At 64.0% G+C, this 15,060-nt stretch carries 14 protein-coding genes and 1 pseudogene; 4 read left to right on the top strand and 11 right to left on the bottom strand.

What is annotated here, in order from left to right; all coding sequences use genetic code 11:
• From B4N44_RS04525 to B4N44_RS04510, 4 genes and pseudogenes are all read left to right on the top strand, one after another.
• Positions 1–1,151 (top strand): annotated as a pseudogene (locus B4N44_RS04525) (glutamate synthase subunit alpha); the annotation flags it as partial.
• Entirely contained in the window at positions 1,144–2,610 is a 1,467-nt protein-coding gene (locus tag B4N44_RS04520) for a glutamate synthase subunit beta (protein WP_296697338.1), read from the top strand. The pseudogene B4N44_RS04525 and the gene B4N44_RS04520, both read left to right, overlap by 8 nt.
• 202 nt (positions 2,611–2,812) lie before the next feature.
• Positions 2,813–4,051, top strand: coding sequence for a PilT/PilU family type 4a pilus ATPase (locus tag B4N44_RS04515; RefSeq protein WP_296697336.1), 1,239 nt, complete (start codon positions 2,813–2,815; stop codon positions 4,049–4,051).
• A 7-nt stretch (positions 4,052–4,058) separates the two neighbouring features.
• The gene (locus B4N44_RS04510; protein ID WP_296697334.1) at positions 4,059–5,114 is read left to right on the top strand and encodes a PilT/PilU family type 4a pilus ATPase; all 1,056 of its coding nucleotides are present in this window, start codon (positions 4,059–4,061) and stop codon (positions 5,112–5,114) included.
• A 31-nt stretch (positions 5,115–5,145) separates the two neighbouring features.
• Here the strand turns inward: B4N44_RS04510 and gspD are convergent, their stop codons facing one another.
• The 11 genes from gspD to B4N44_RS04455 form a co-directional block, all read right to left on the bottom strand.
• A complete protein-coding gene (gene gspD / locus B4N44_RS04505) occupies positions 5,146–7,344 on the bottom strand; it encodes a type II secretion system secretin GspD (protein ID WP_296697333.1) in 2,199 nt (732 codons plus the stop codon).
• A gap of 59 nt (positions 7,345–7,403) precedes the next feature.
• Complete coding sequence (locus tag B4N44_RS04500) at positions 7,404–7,982, bottom strand: hypothetical protein (RefSeq protein WP_296697332.1); 579 nt, start codon at positions 7,980–7,982, stop codon at positions 7,404–7,406.
• Positions 7,979–8,593, bottom strand: coding sequence for a type II secretion system protein GspM (gene gspM / locus B4N44_RS04495; protein ID WP_296697330.1), 615 nt, complete (start codon positions 8,591–8,593; stop codon positions 7,979–7,981). The genes B4N44_RS04500 and gspM overlap by 4 nt, the downstream gene beginning before the upstream one ends.
• Complete coding sequence (locus tag B4N44_RS04490) at positions 8,590–9,687, bottom strand: PilN domain-containing protein (RefSeq protein ID WP_296697328.1); 1,098 nt, start codon at positions 9,685–9,687, stop codon at positions 8,590–8,592. The genes gspM and B4N44_RS04490 overlap by 4 nt, the downstream gene beginning before the upstream one ends.
• Before the next feature lie 106 nt (positions 9,688–9,793).
• Positions 9,794–10,729 carry a general secretion pathway protein GspK gene (locus B4N44_RS04485; protein WP_296697326.1) on the bottom strand — a complete coding sequence of 312 codons (936 nt, stop codon included), beginning with the start codon at positions 10,727–10,729 and terminating at the stop codon, positions 9,794–9,796.
• Positions 10,726–11,430 carry a prepilin-type N-terminal cleavage/methylation domain-containing protein gene (locus B4N44_RS04480; RefSeq protein ID WP_296697324.1) on the bottom strand — a complete coding sequence of 235 codons (705 nt, stop codon included), beginning with the start codon at positions 11,428–11,430 and terminating at the stop codon, positions 10,726–10,728. Before B4N44_RS04480 ends, B4N44_RS04485 begins: the two co-directional genes overlap by 4 nt.
• Before the next feature lie 195 nt (positions 11,431–11,625).
• Positions 11,626–12,033, bottom strand: coding sequence for a type IV pilus modification PilV family protein (locus B4N44_RS04475; RefSeq protein ID WP_296697322.1), 408 nt, complete (start codon positions 12,031–12,033; stop codon positions 11,626–11,628).
• A complete protein-coding gene (locus tag B4N44_RS04470; protein ID WP_296697321.1) occupies positions 12,030–12,494 on the bottom strand; it encodes a GspH/FimT family pseudopilin in 465 nt (154 codons plus the stop codon). The genes B4N44_RS04475 and B4N44_RS04470 overlap by 4 nt, the downstream gene beginning before the upstream one ends.
• 37 nt (positions 12,495–12,531) lie before the next feature.
• Positions 12,532–12,972 carry a type II secretion system major pseudopilin GspG gene (gene gspG / locus B4N44_RS04465; RefSeq protein ID WP_296697319.1) on the bottom strand — a complete coding sequence of 147 codons (441 nt, stop codon included), beginning with the start codon at positions 12,970–12,972 and terminating at the stop codon, positions 12,532–12,534.
• A 101-nt stretch (positions 12,973–13,073) separates the two neighbouring features.
• Positions 13,074–14,282 (bottom strand): type II secretion system F family protein, encoded by a 1,209-nt coding sequence (locus tag B4N44_RS04460; RefSeq protein ID WP_296697317.1) that lies wholly within the window; start codon positions 14,280–14,282, stop codon positions 13,074–13,076.
• 101 nt (positions 14,283–14,383) lie between these two features.
• The coding region (locus B4N44_RS04455) for a GspE/PulE family protein (RefSeq protein WP_296697315.1) at positions 14,384–15,060 on the bottom strand (677 nt) is incomplete at its 5' end.

Here is a 15,060-nt window from a genome sequence, read left to right as displayed (position 1 = left end):
TCTTCTTCGTCGCCGAAGAGGTCCGTCAGTTGATGGCCAAGCTCGGCTTCCGCACCGTAAACGAGATGATCGGTCATTCCGAGCGGCTCGAGATGCGGCGTGCGATCTCGCACTGGAAGGCCCGCGGTCTTGATTTCTCGCGTCTGCTGGCGCGCCCGGATGTCGGTTCGGACGTGGCGATCTACAACAGCGAGAGCCAGGACCACGGGGTCGAGAAGGCGCTCGATCACCAGCTGATCCGGCAGGCCGGGCCGGCGCTCGAACGCCGCGAGCCCGTGCGGATCCAGACCGAGGTCAGGAACTACAACCGCTGTTTCGGTGCCATGCTGTCGGGCCGGGTCGCCGAGCGCTTCGGACATGCCGGCTTGCCCGAGGACACCATCTACATCAAGGCCAAGGGCACGGGGGGGCAGTCCTTCGGCGCCTGGGTGGCCGCGGGCGTCACGATCGAGCTCGAGGGCGAGGCCAACGACTATGTCGGCAAGGGCCTTTCGGGCGGACGGCTCATCATCTATCCTCCGGCCGATTCCGCAATCGAGCGCGCCGAAGACAACATCATCGTCGGTAATACCGTTCTGTATGGCGCGATCAACGGCGAATGCTACTTCCGGGGCGTAGCGGGCGAGCGCTTCTGCGTGCGCAACTCGGGCGCCATCGCCGTGGTCGAGGGTGTCGGTGATCACGGCTGCGAGTACATGACGGGCGGTATCGCCGTCGTGCTGGGTCCGACCGGGCGAAACTTCGCGGCGGGGATGTCCGGCGGTGTCGCCTACGTCCTGGACGAGGACGGCACCTTTGCCGACCGCTGCAATCTGGCGATGGTCGAACTCGAGCCGATCGCGCGTGAGGACGACCTCCTCGAGGCGCTCGACCACCAGGGCGGCGACCTCGAGACGCACGGCCTCGTGGATCTGAGTCAGGACATGAGCCGTTATGATGCCGCCCGGCTCAAGCGGCTCGTCGTGAACCATCTGCACTACACCAATTCGGACGTGGCGCGCCGGATCCTCGACGATTGGGAGAGCTACCAAACGCGGTTCGTCAAGGTCATGCCGGTCGACTATCGCCGGGCGCTCGAAACCATGCAGACGCGCCAAAGCCGTCCGCCACAGACGATCAAGCAGTCGAAGGGGATTGTGGATCATGGGTAAGCCGACCGGATTCATCGAGTTCGACCGGCGCGACCGGCGCTATCAGCCGGCCGCCGATCGCGTCGTCCATTACAGCGAGTTCGTGATCCCGATGGCGGATCGCGAGGTCAGCGAGCAAGGTGCACGCTGCATGGATTGCGGTATTCCCTTTTGTCACCGGGGTTGCCCGGTCGACAATCTCATCCCGGACTGGAACGACTTGGTCTATCGGGGTGACTGGCAGGCCGCGATCGATGTCCTGCACTCGACGAATAACTTTCCGGAATTCACCGGGCGCATCTGTCCCGCACCCTGCGAGGCCGCCTGCACGCTGAATCTGAACGACACGCCGGTGGCCATCAAGACAATCGAATGCGCCATCGTCGACAAGGCCTGGCAGGAAGGCTGGATCAAGCCGCTGGTTCCGGAGAGGCGCACCGGCAAGCGTGTCGCCGTGGTCGGCTCCGGCCCCGCCGGTCTGGCAACCGCCCAACAGCTTGCGCGTGCGGGGCACCAGGTTCACCTGTTCGAGAAGGCGGATCGCATCGGCGGCTTGTTGCGCTACGGCATCCCCGATTTCAAGCTGAGCAAATCGCTGATCGACCGTCGGATGGCGCAGATGCGGACCGAAGGCGTCGAATTTCACACCAACGCCCATATCGGTGTGGATATCCCGGTCGCCCGTTTGCGCGAGGAGTACGACGCCGTGGTCCTCGCCGGCGGGTCGGAGAAGCCTCGTGATCTCGAGGTGCCCGGGCGGGAGTTGTCGGGGATCCATTTCGCAATGGACTTCCTGACGCGCAACAGCAAGCGCGTGCAGGGCTCGTACGTCCCCGAGGACGACTTCATCAGCGCGCACGGCAAACATGTCGTCGTGATCGGGGGCGGGGATACCGGCTCGGACTGTATCGGGACATCCAATCGACACGGTGCGAAATCCGTCACCCAGATCGAGATCCTGGACAAACCACCGGAGAAGGAAGACAAGGGGCTGACCTGGCCGGATTGGCCGAACCGATTGCGGACCTCGAGTTCCCAGGAAGAGGGCTGCGAGCGGCTGTGGAATGTGGCATCCAAGGCGTTTGTCGGCGACGAGAACGGCCGCGTGAAGGCGTTGCGCTTCGAGTTGGTTCGCTGGGAGCGCACCGACGGAGGTCGCTGGCAGATGCAGACGGTCCCGGACAGCATCGGCGAGCTCAAGGCAGATCTGGTGCTCTTGGCCATGGGTTTCGTGCATCCGGTTCACGAAGGCATGATCGCCGAGCTTCGCGAGAACGCGGGCCTCGAGCTGGACCCGCGCGGCAACATCAAGGGTGCCACGGACGGACCTGGCGCCTATCGCACCTCGGTCGACGGCGTCTTCTGTGCCGGGGACATGCGACGCGGTCAGTCCCTCGTGGTGTGGGCCATCCGCGAAGGTCGTCAATGCGCGAGGGCGGTGGATGAGTGGTTGATGGGCCGCTCCGATCTGGCGCGTTGAGCCGGGTCGGGACGCTTCGTGCGCTGCTTGGGGTGTCTTCGCGTCGCCTCGGCGGCGCCGGATTCCGCAGGCGGCGTTGCCGAGTCGGTCGAGCGTTCCGACATAGACTGTATTTTCTGCATCGCGGCACGGCGCGCATCCAGTCGGGCTGCGCTGCGTCGGGTCATGAAGGTCTCATCGAATCGAGAGGTCGGGATTAGAGATGGATCGTCAGCAAGCCGCCCATTTCATGCTCGATTGCCTGCGCAAGATGATGGCCAAGAAGGGTTCCGACCTCTTCATCTCCGCAGGTTTTCCGCCGGCCTGTAAGATCGACGGGCGCATGACGCCCATCAGCGAGCAAGCCTTGACCTCCGCCCAGACGAACGTGCTGGTGCGCTCCATCATGAACGACCGGCAGATCCGCGACTTCGACGCCACGAAGGAGTGCAACTTCGCGATCAGTCCGCAGTCGATCGGTCGGTTTCGGGTCAACGCCTTTATCCAGCAAGGCCATTGCGGTGCGGTCCTGCGTACCATCAACGCGAAGATCCCTGAGCTCGACAGACTCGCACTTCCCCCGGTGTTGAAGGACATCGTGATGGGCGAGCGCGGTCTGGTGTTGGTCGTCGGCGGCACGGGCTCCGGAAAATCGACGTCGCTCGCGGCCATGTTGGGTCATCGCAACGAACACAGCTACGGCCACATCATCACGATCGAGGATCCGGTGGAGTACGTCCATCCGCACCGTCATTGCCTCATCACCCAGCGCGAGGTCGGCGTCGATACCGAAAGTTGGGAAATCGCGCTGATGAATACGCTGCGCCAGGCACCGGACGTCATCTTGATCGGCGAGATCCGCAGCCGAGAGACCATGGAGTATGCCATCAACTTCTCCGAGACCGGCCATCTCTGCCTGTCCACGCTCCATGCCAACAACGCCAACCAAGCCCTCGACCGCATCATCAATCTGTTTCCCGAGGAGCGGCGTGCTCAGCTGCTGATGGATCTATCCCTCAATCTCAAGGCGGTGATCTCGCAACGTCTGCTGCCCTGCACGGATGGTGGTCGCATTGCCGCGGTCGAGGTCTTGATCAATTCGCCATTGATTCAGGATCTGATCTTCAAGGGTGATGTCGGGTCCATCAAGGCCATCATGAAGCGCTCGCGCGAACAGGGCATGCAGACCTTCGACATGTCGCTCTTCGATCTTTACGAAGCCGGTAAAATCAGCTACGAGGATGCGCTGCGCTGCGCCGATTCCATGAACGAGCTGCGCTTGGCGATCAAGTTGGAGGGCCACGAAGCCCACGGCAGGGATCCCTTTGCCGAGACCGACGGTTTGAGCATCCTCGGGGACGGCGATGATGATTCGTTCGAGTCGACCCTATTCAGCGAGACCCTGACGAATTCCACCATGATCGACGCACTGCCCGGACCGGACCGCGGTCGAAAACCTTAGCGCCGCAATGGACATCAAGCCTTATCTCGAGATGATGATTCGACACAAGGCGTCGGATCTCTTCTTCGTGCCCGGGGCTCCGGCCAAGATCAAGATCGAAGGGGTAATCCGCTCGATCGGCGAGACCCCTTTGACGCCGGCCTTTTGTCGGGAGGCGATTGCCTCGCTGCTCGACGGGGACCAGGAGCGGGAGCTCGCGGAGTCGCTCGAGCTGGATTTCGCCGTCGCCTTGGAGGATCGTGGACGCTTCCGGGTCAACGCCTATCATCAGCGCGGGCACCGGGCGATGGTCCTGCGTTACATCCGCAGCAGTATCCCGACCCTGGAGGAGCTGGACCTACCCCCGGTGTTGAGCCAATTGGTGATGCACAAGCGGGGGATCATCCTCATGGTCGGCGCGACGGGATCCGGCAAGTCCACGACACTCGCCGCGATGATCGGCCATCGCAATCGCACCGCGCCGGGCCACATCATCACCATCGAGGACCCGATCGAGTTCGTGCATCCGCACCGGCAGTGCATCGTCAGCCAGCGCGAGCTCGGGCTGGATACCCTGGACTACCGTCGGGCGCTGAAGAGCGCCCTGCGCGAGGCTCCGGATGTCATCCTGATCGGCGAGATCCGGACTCGCGACACCATGGAGGCGGCGATCGAGCTGGCCGGGACAGGTCATTTGGCCATCTCGACCCTGCATGCCAACAATGCCTATCAGGCGATGGAACGGATCATCAACATGTTCCCGCAGGAGATGCACAAGACGCTCTTTACCGATCTCTCGGCCTACATGCGCGCCATCGTGTCGCAGCGCCTGGTTCGAACCACTACGGGAGCGCGCTGTGCGGCCATCGAGATCTTGGTCAACACGCCGCACATCGCAGATCTCATTCGAGATGGGCATCTCGAGGCAATCGGGGAAGCGATGCAGGGACATGGCGAGGAGGGGACAACCACCTTCGACGAGGCGCTTTTGAAGCTTTACCACAAGGGCGCCATCACGTTGGAAGAGGCGCTCGCCAACGCCGACTCGGCCCCGAACCTCGAGGCCAAGATCAACTTCGGATGATGCCGGCGCTGGCGATCGGGAGCGGAGCCGATCAGAACTTCATCTGAAGCCCCCGGACCTTGTTGCGGAAGTCGCGCGTGACCGTCTCGGCGTCCTGGTCGCTCGCGATGACCTTCGGCGTCAAAACAACCACGAGCTCGGTCCTTCTCGATGCCTTGGAGCGCTGCCCGAAGAGTGGTCCGGCGAAGGGGAGGTTATAAAGCCCGGGGACGCCTTGATTGCCGTCGCTTCGCTCGTTTTGAATCAGGCCGCCGAGGACGACGGCTTGATTGGAGCGCACGGCAACCGAGCTGGTGATGTTCCGCGTGGAGAATGTCGGCGAATCGAGCTGCGAACCGCCGCTGCCGACCGCGTCGACCGTGCTCACCTCCTGCTCGATCTCCATCTGCACCAGACCGCCCGGGGTCACCCGCGGCTTGACCGACAGCATGACGCCGGTGGGTCGATACTCGATGGTGTTGACGACGCGATCGTTCGTGCCCAGACCCTGCTGTTGGGTGGTCGCGATCGGGACCTCTTTACCGACTTGGATCTTCGCGGTCTGATTGTCCAGGACCATCACGGACGGTGACGAGAGGACGTTGACCAGATTGTCCTGCGCTAAGGCGCTCAAGGTCGCGCGGATGGTATCGGGACGACTGATGACGGCCCAATTGAAGCCGGGGAAGCTCAAACCGACGCTGTTGGCGAGCGAGTCACCGGAGCCCAAGGTAAATTGGCTGCGCTGGTCCTTGGTCGCGAGTCCGAAGAGATTCCATTGGACCCCGTACCTGAGATTCCCCTCCAGGCTGATCTCCACGATGGTGGCCTCGACCAAGACCTGCAGCGGGAGGATATCAAGCTGCTTGAGTGCGTCGAGGATCTTCTTGTAGTCCCTCGGGCTCGACCTGACCATCAGCGAATTGTTGGTCGCGTCGGCGACGATACTGACGGCCGAGGACAGCTCGATCTCGCGCGAGGAACTGCGGCGCGGCGCCGACTGTCCACCGACGCCACCGCCGTCCGAGCCGCCTAAACCGCCGGAATTGTCGCCGGTCGAGCCGATCGAGGAGCCACCTAAACCGGGTGCGACGCCGCCGACAGCGGTCGTTCGCTGTGACCCTTCTCCGCCGAAGAGTTGGGAGAGGGTGTCGGCCAGATTCTCGGCGTCGCCGTGGCGTACCCGATAGACGAAGAGGCGCTCGGCGGCGTCGCCGGTCGCCTCGGCCATGTCGAGACGTTCGATCCAGTTGCTGGCCTGTTGGAGGTAACTGGCCTGGGGAGAGACCACGAGCACGGCGTTGGCGCTCTCGACCGGGACGAACCTGAAGACACCCTTGAGCGGATTGCTGCCTTCGTCCCCGAGGAGGGTTTGAAGCTGGGTCACGACCTCGTTGGCCTTGGCGTACTCCAGGACAAAGAAGCCGACAGAGAGACCCGCCATCCAATCGACGTCGAAGACGCGGATGGTGTCGAGCAGATTGCCCATGTCCGGACTGGTTCCGGCGATCACCACCAGGTTGCGGAGATTGTCGACGCGAATCACGCTTCCTTCGGGCGCCAGCGGCTGGAGGATATTGCTCATCTCCTCCGCGCCGATGTATTGCAGAGGCACGACCTGAACGCTGTAGCCTTCCGGAAGGGCGCGACCGGACTCGCCGAGCTGGGGGACCACGCGACCCTGAGCGGCATTCGCGAGCGGAACCACCTCGTAGGTGCCGCCCGAGTAGACGATGGCAGCGTTGTTCATGCGCAGGAGTGTTTCGAGGGTCGGGATCAGATGGTCGCGACGCAAGGGACGCCCGGTCTGCAGCGAGGTGACGCCCTGCACCGCGGGATGCAGGACATAGTTCACCTGCAGCAGATCGCCGAGGATCACCTTGACGACCTCGCGGATGTCTGTCCCGTCGAAGTTCAGCGTGACGTCGCCCGGGGTGGTGTCCACGCTGGGCGGTGAAATCTCGCGGACAAATGTCCCGGTGCCGCGCTGGAGTGACTCGACGGCGCGACCGCTCGCGCCCTCCTCGCCGAGGGCGATACTCGTTGCTTCGGTCGTGCCCGCCGAGACGCTGCCGCGGCCCCCGCCCTGCAGGGCGCGAGTTCCGTCATCTCCCGTGTCGTCGACTCGGACGGTCGGATCCCAGTAGGCGCGCTCGCACGCCGTGGAGACGACTGCAACGATCAAGAGGGCCATGAGTCGGGGCAGGTGACCGGCGAGCAACCGGGCACCGAAATGGCGCGATGGATCCATCGATATGGTGCTCGAATCGTCTCGGCTCGACAGGCCGATGCGGTGAGTGGTCCTGGGTGTCATTGGTCCGGGAAATCCGCGGGTTTAAGCACCCGGGGCGGACGCCGCGGGACCGGCGTCGGGGCAGCCGGGTTGGGTTTTTTTCCGTAATCGCGCAATATTAGCGCATCTTGCTCGCCTTGTCGCTCCAGCAGGATACGATCCGGGAGGATGGTCTGAACGGACCAGCCCTCCAGATCGTCGCCGATACGCAGGCGTCTGAGTTTCGGCGCGTTCGGATCCTGTATCCAGGCGGAGACCAGTGTCGGCGTGATGATGACCGCGCTCAGGTTCATCCCGTCGAGCGATGTTGCAACATCCGGCTCGGCGCTCGCCTGCGCGTCCGGATCGACCTCCTCTTCCGGTCGACGTTGGGGACGAAACAGCGGACGGTCGGTCACGCTCGCGTAGGCGTCCTTTGGTTCGGGTGACGGCAATTGCGCCGCGGCGTCCGGTTCGCTGCCGACAGGAGCACTCGATCCTGTCGTGGATGGCGTATCGAGGCCTGAGCGCGAGGGTCCGGGCGGCCAATCCTTCCATTGCAGACCAAGCACCAGGATCAGGGCGAGCACGAGTAATCCGGGGAGCCACTTGATCAAGTGTCGCCTCCGAGGGTAAATCCGAAGATGTCGAGACGCACCGTCAGCTCCCCTGCCGGATTGACGGGCGGGCGACGAATGGCGCGGCCACGCGGATCCGCAGCAGGTTGTTGGGGGCGTGCCGAGGAGCGCACCGAGACCTGATCGACGAACAGAAAAGGCCGCGCCTGCTCGAGATTGTAGATGACGTCCAGGAGGGTTTCGGTCGACCCTTGGATCTGGGTGCGCACCCGCACCCGGGGGGGACTCTCCTCCGGCGGCCCGGGCAGGATCTGGGTACTGATCAGACGGCCGTTGGCGGCGGTGACGATATCCTGGACCTGGCGCTGCAACTCCGCTCCAGCCAAAGCGGGTGTGGGTGCATCGAAGTAGAACGCCTTGAAGCTCTCGTTCGAGCGGACCCGCTCGAGCTCGGCACGCAGCTCGGGCAGGGTGCCGATCATCCGCCGATAGCGCACGAGCTGGTCCTCGCTGTCGGCGATCCGTGCGGAAAGACCGCTCATCTCGCTGCTCCAGGCCACGGCCAGACCGCCGATCACCAGAAGCGGGACCGACACGAGCATGACCCATGCGATGACGCAGACGACCTCGGGACGCGATGGGGACTTCATTCTTCCCTCGCACGGGTGAACCGCAGTGAGATATTGAATCGCTCCTTGCCGGTCTGCGGGACCTGGGTCACGGGCGATCGAAACGACACTCCGTCGATGCCGGGTGCCTGCTCAAGCAGAGCGATCAAGGCGGTGGCTTGTCCGGATTCACCTCTCAGCTCGACCTGCCCGTTATTGTAGTCGAGGGTCTGAATCCAGGTGTCGTCCGGAATACGGTCGCTCAACTCGCGCAACAGGACGAGGATGTTCGGCTCGTCGCGTTTCTGCCGGAGTACCTCTGTACTGCCCAAGCGCGCCCGCTCGAGCTCCTGGCGCAGATCGTCGACCGCGACCGCCTCGACGCGTGCCCGCTGCACCTCGACATCGAGCGCGCCCGCAGTCCGCTTCTGCTGCCACAGCGGCCCGAGTAGAGCGACCGCGCAGAGCAGCACCACCGCTGTCCAGAGCAGCTTCTCGGCACTGAAGAGGTTCAGACTAAGCTTCGGGCGTTCTGCCGCCGGCAAAAGGTTGGCCGAGGGCCAGGCCCCTTCCCAAGCGATCCGATCGATCGGTGCCCCCGCATCACGCATGCGCTGAACCCACGCCGAGGCAAGATCACGGCGGCATAAGGCGAGCTCGACCCGCAGGCGCGGGGCACCTTTCGGGCCCGGCTTGGCGATGAAATCGTAGAGGACGTCGCCGGGTTGGAACGGCGAGAGGCGATCGAGCTCGTAGCGAATCACCTGAGGAAGATTGGCACGCACCTGCGACGGCAAGGAAACGCTGCGGGTCAGGATGTCTTCGCGCGGAATCATCAAGACCCGCATCAGGGAGCGCTCATGTCCGGATCGTGCGATCTCGGGCATCGGAATGGCGGCATCAAGCCCGAGCTCCCCGATCGGCTCTCGATCCTCGCCGGTCATCAGGAACAGATGCGCGGTCGATGCTGCGGGCTCGATAATCAAACGACGGTCGCGACGCGCGAGAAATCGTCGAACAGGGATGGGCAGACAGACCGCGAGCGAGCGCCGGACGATGCGGTAGATATCGTCGAGTTCCGCCGCCGGGCCGCTCGGGAGCTGCCCGAGGAGTTTGAGTCGATCGCTGAGTGACATGAGTGCCAGTCGGAATGGGGTTGTCGATCCGTGTCGGCTGTCGCGTGCCTGCGCTCGCGCTCAGCCGACCCCTTGAGTGTAAGTCCTCCCGTCGCCGCGACGCCAGTCAACCGGCATCGGCTTCGACGTCGATCGGTGCCGGCGGCGCAGCGGGCAGACCGAAACGGCGCCAACGCACCTGATAGGGCGGTTGTTCTCCGGGTGTGGACTCGATCAGCGCCTCCATCCTGCGTCCGCCGGCGCCCGCACCGGCTTCCGCGACCTCGATTCGGTAGAGCGGTCCTGCACGGTCCACGGCCCGAGGTCCGCTGCTGTCTTCGAACAGAGGCGAATCGCGCTGGACAACGCGCAGCTGTGCTTCTTCAAACGGGATCCCCTGGGTCGCGGCGATGGCCGCCGCGGAGGCGAAGCGCTCGTCGAATCCCGCGCCCTCGAGATCGACACTGAGCTCCGGGGCCAAGCGCGCGTAGATCTCGGGTGTCATCCCGAGGACCTGCATCAGCTCCTCGACGGCAACGAAGGGCGCATCCTTCGCCCCGAGGGTCAAGCCGGCATCGCGATAGTCGCGATCCTCCGCACCGTTCAGAAGCGACAGATCGTCCTCGTCACGCCAATCCGCGATCGCAGCGGCGAGCGACGTCGCCGGATCCTCCTCCATGCCGAGCGTCCCCAGGAGTGCCGAGAGCAGCTCCGGCGGCGCCTGATTCAGATCGATGCGCGATCCCTCGTTGAAGACCCGGATAGAGAGGTCGACCCCGCCGAACCGCCAAGGTACGGCGACGCCGTTGGGCAACCAAACGGACACGTCCGGGTCGGTCGCATCGGGCGGCGGCATCGCAAAGACCAGGACCGTGAAGGCGATGGCGGCATCCGCGGCGGCCCGAAAGCGTGCGCCCGAGACATGATTGTCGCTCAGCGCCGTCTCGGTACGCTGCGCCGCGGTCAGGCCGACCGCCATGACGGTGAGCAGGGTCAGCACCCAGAGCACCAGGACCAAGGCGATGCCCCGCTGGCCCGAGGCGATTGGTTGCAACCCGTTCAAAAGACGCGCACCGGCAGGCTGACCAGCAAATCCGGCCAAGACTGCGCGGGCGTGGCCATACGGATTTGCAACAGGGTCGGCATGGTTGATTGTCCTACCCACTCCTCGCGCCAATCGGGCTCGACCTCCCCGTCGGCAGTGCCGAAATAGGCAATCTGAAACTCGGCAACACGATCCAGAAGCAGGGTTCGACCGAAGGCGCCCGCGGCTGCGTCCATGTCGAGCGGGGTCGAGTCCAGCGCGAAGCCCGAGTCGGCCTCCAGCGGCTCCCAGGTCGGGATCTCGTCGGTTCCCTCGAGCACCTCGGGATGAACCAGCCAGCGTGTCAGGACCAGGCTCACGTCTTGATCGATCGGGACAAGCTCCAGACGCAGGATGTAGAGTCCGGGCACGCCGACCTGCGAGGACAGCGGAGCGACAAACTCCAATCGCTCGCTGTCGCCGGCGAAGACGCTGATCATCTCGGCGTCGAGCGTCAAGGTCGTGGCCCGCGTCTGACTCAGGGTCGACATCAGAAAATCGCGCGCGACCCGCACCTCTGAGACCCGTTCGGAGACCGCGTCCACGCCTTCCCAGGCGCGTGATCCGAGGCTCAATCCGGAAAAGAGCATGAGCGTGATAAGGCTGACGATCGCGAGTGCGATGAGCAGCTCGATCAGGGTAAAGCCCCGGTCGTTGCGCACGCGACGTCGGACACTCATCCTCCTCGCCCAAGACGGCACCGGAGCAAAAACCGGGATCCGGCAAAGTTCCGTCTTCGCCGGGAGACCGGGCGAGTCAGTGGTGACAGATCCAAAATCAATAAGATGCATACCCCTAAACCGCGTCTGCTGCGACGACCGGAGACTGATGCGAGGCCGATCCCGGTCGAAAACGGCTCATAGACCGAGCGCGCTTCAGAACCGCTCGCCGAGGCGCAACGTGGAAAGCGTCAGGCGACGGACTTGGCTTCCATCCTGCCACAGCGCGGTGGCGTTGACGCGGTAGGGTGTGGCCGGCGGCTCGGCACCGAACTCCTCGCCCAAGGTGACCGGGAGGATGGTGATCTCCCAGGCGATGCCGCCCTCGCGGTCGCCCGAGACGGCGCCTTCCTCCAAGGGGATCGCCGTGCCGACCGCATTGAGTTTGGACTCGGCCAAGGAAGCGGCACGACTATACTGGGAGGACAACAGGGTGGTCCTCGAAGCTTGCGAAAAGATCTGCATCAGCACCCCGAGCGACACGGAGAGGATCGCGAAAGCGACCAACACCTCCAGCAGCGAAAAGCCGAACTGCCGTCTTCTTCGATGCCGTAAGGTCTTCACCGCGCGCTCCAAGGCGCCATACGGATGCGCCCCGTCAACCAAATGACACCGACCTGGTAACCGGAACCCTCGCTCGCCAGGATGATGCGGCCCCCGGTCGAGCTCCCGTCGGGAAAGAAACGAATCGCCCCGCGCTGTTCGCCGAGCATTTCGCGATCGGCGGCCTCGAGCGTGATATCGAGACGCTTGGGGAGCGTCAGGCTACGGTGCCCGGCCAGCTCCAGGCGGCGTTGTTCGACGTCCACGACCAAGGCGATCTCGGCGCCCTGACGGATGGCAAGCTCGCGCGCGAGGCGAAGGCTGCTGACCGTTCTGCGCGCGGCGGCCTTCATCTCCACACCCGGCATGGCCGCCGAGAAGAGCGGCGGTACGGCCGACATGGCCAAAGCGGCGATCGCCAGGACGACAAGCAGCTCCACGAGGGTGAAGCCGCGGCGCTCACGCCGGGCAGGAGGACTCAACAGCGTGTCCGCGCGAGACTGTGAGCTCGGGCGGTCGTCAATCCCAACTGCGAATGTCCGCATTCTCGCCGTCGCCACCCTCGCGGTTGTCCGCGCCGAGCGACCAGATATCGAAGGCTCCGTGCTCGCCCGGGAAACGGTACTGATAGTCGGAGCCCCAAGGGTCTTTCGGAACATCGCCTTTTCTCAGATAGGGACCGTTCCAACTCTGGATGTTGGCGGGGCGCTCCACGAGGGCCTGTAGCCCCTCGGACTGGGTTGGATAGCGGCCGACCTCCAATCGGTACATATCCAGCGTCGCGGCGAGGTTTTCGATCTGTAGCTTGGCCGTCTTGGTCTTGGACGAGCCGAGGAAGCTCATGACCTGGGGACCGACGAGCCCAGCCAGCAGGCCGAGGATCGCGAGGACCACGAGCAGCTCGACGAGCGTGAAACCGCGAAGGCGCCTTGATTGATTCAGGGATTGATTCGGGTGCATAACTAGGCTCGGATGGCTTTGAATGTCTATGGTAATTGTATGGGGCCGATGGTGCGGGACCAAGGCGATCCGCACGCGCGCAGGGTCAACGGCCGAACGCTTCAGAACACCAGCTCGTTGGCACCGAGAATGGCCATCAGGATCGAGATGATGATGCCCGCGACGACAACGCCGAGCCCGATGATGAGAATCGGCTCGAGCAACGTCAACATACTCTGGACGCTGTTGCGGGTCTCCCGATCGTAAATGCTCGCCACCTTCGCAAGCATCGCGTCCAGGCTGCCTGACTCCTCACCGACACGAATCATCTGCAGCGCGAGGTCCGGTAGGACCTCGAGACGTGCCAAGGGTCCGGCAAGACCTCGGCCGTGCTTGAGGTCATCCCCGGCCTCGTTGAGCAGACCCGAGAGCTTGCGGTTGGAGACCACCTCCTTGGCGAGCGTCAGCGCACTGAGTAGGGGTAGGCCGTTCTTCAGAAGGGTTGCCAGGGTATGACAGAGTCGCGCCGTCTCCATCTTCCAGATTAGATCACCGAAGAGCGGCACGCCCAAAACCTTGTGGTCGAAACGATCGCGGACGACCGGATCCTGAAACCAGCGCTCCAACACCACCGCGATCAAGGCGATACCGACCAGCATGACCCACCAATAGTTGCGGAACAGATCGCCGGTTGCGACCACGATCCGCGTCGGCAGCGGCAGGGCCTCGCCCATGTCGTCGAAGAGCACCGTAAATTGGGGTACGACGAACACCAGCAGCATGATGACCGATAAGGCCGCGACCACCAAGAGGATGGAGGGGTAGACCAGCGCGGAGGTGATCGTCTGGCGCAGCTCGGCCAGGCGCTCCAGATAATCGGCGAGCCGATTCAGGACCTGATCCAGCGCACCGCTGGCCTCGCCCGCCCGTACCATATTGATGTAGAGCCGCGGGAACTGCCCGTCCTGTAGCTCGAGCGCACTGGAGAAGGTCGCGCCGCCGCGCACCCGTTCCTGCAGGTCCGACAGGACCTGGACCAAGTGCTCCTCTTCGGTGAGATCAACCAGGATCTGGAGCGATCGGTCCAGGGTCATCCCGGCCTCGAGGAGCGTCGCCAGCTGGCGGGTCAGGATGCCGATCTCCTTTTGGTTGATGCGCCGACGCCGTGTCCGCACGAAGCGGGCGCGCAGACCCGCAGAGGAGCGTGTTTCGATCGGGATCAGCCCTTCGGACTGGAGCTGGCGCACCAGCGCGGCCTCGTCGACCGCCTCCTGCTCGCCCTCGACTGATTCACCGTCGAGCTTGACCGCCTTGTAGAAAAATTTCGGCACTTCAGTCCTCGGTTGAACCGCCTCGCGTGCGATATGCACCGGGTTCGGGTTGGATCGGCGTCGAGCGACTCAAGCGACGTCGCAAGGGACACGGTTCAGGGTCAGTCGAGGCTCGGCTCTTCGCCTGCCTCGGCAACACGCAGCACCTCCTCGATCGTCGTGCGACCGTCGAGCGCCTTGCGCAGGCCATCCAGGTACATGGTCTCCATCCCCTCGGCGACCGCGATGCGGCGGATCTCGGTCGCGGTCGCATGGTTCAACACCGCCTTGCGGATCTGATCGGTCATGAGCAGAACCTCGGTGATGACCAAGCGGCCGCGATAGCCGGTCCCGTTGCAGGCGTCGCAACCGACGGCGCGGTGCAGCTCGACATCATCGGGCGCCGCGCCGATGGCGGAAAAACGCACCGCCAGCTCCGGGATCGCCGGATAGGACTCCCGACAATGCGGGCACAGCTTGCGCACGAGGCGTTGGGCGAGGATCCCGTTGATCGTGGAGGTAAGCAGATAGTCCTCCACACCCATTTCAAGCAGGCGGGTCACCCCGCTGGCCGCATCGTTGGTGTGCAGGGTCGAGAGCACGACATGCCCGGTGAGGGCCGATTGGACGGCGATTCGGGCAGTCTCGAGGTCGCGCATCTCGCCGACCATGATCACGTCCGGGTCCTGGCGCACAATGGCGCGCAGAGCGCTGGCGAAGGTCATGCCGATCGCGCTCTTGACCTGGATCTGGTTGATCCCGGCCAGCTGGTACTCCACCGGATCCTCGACCGTGATGA

Source organism: Thiocapsa sp. UBA6158, from assembly GCF_002423035.1.
Classification (GTDB): domain Bacteria; phylum Pseudomonadota; class Gammaproteobacteria; order Chromatiales; family Chromatiaceae; genus Thiocapsa.
This window is presented reverse-complemented; position numbering and strand designations above follow the sequence as displayed.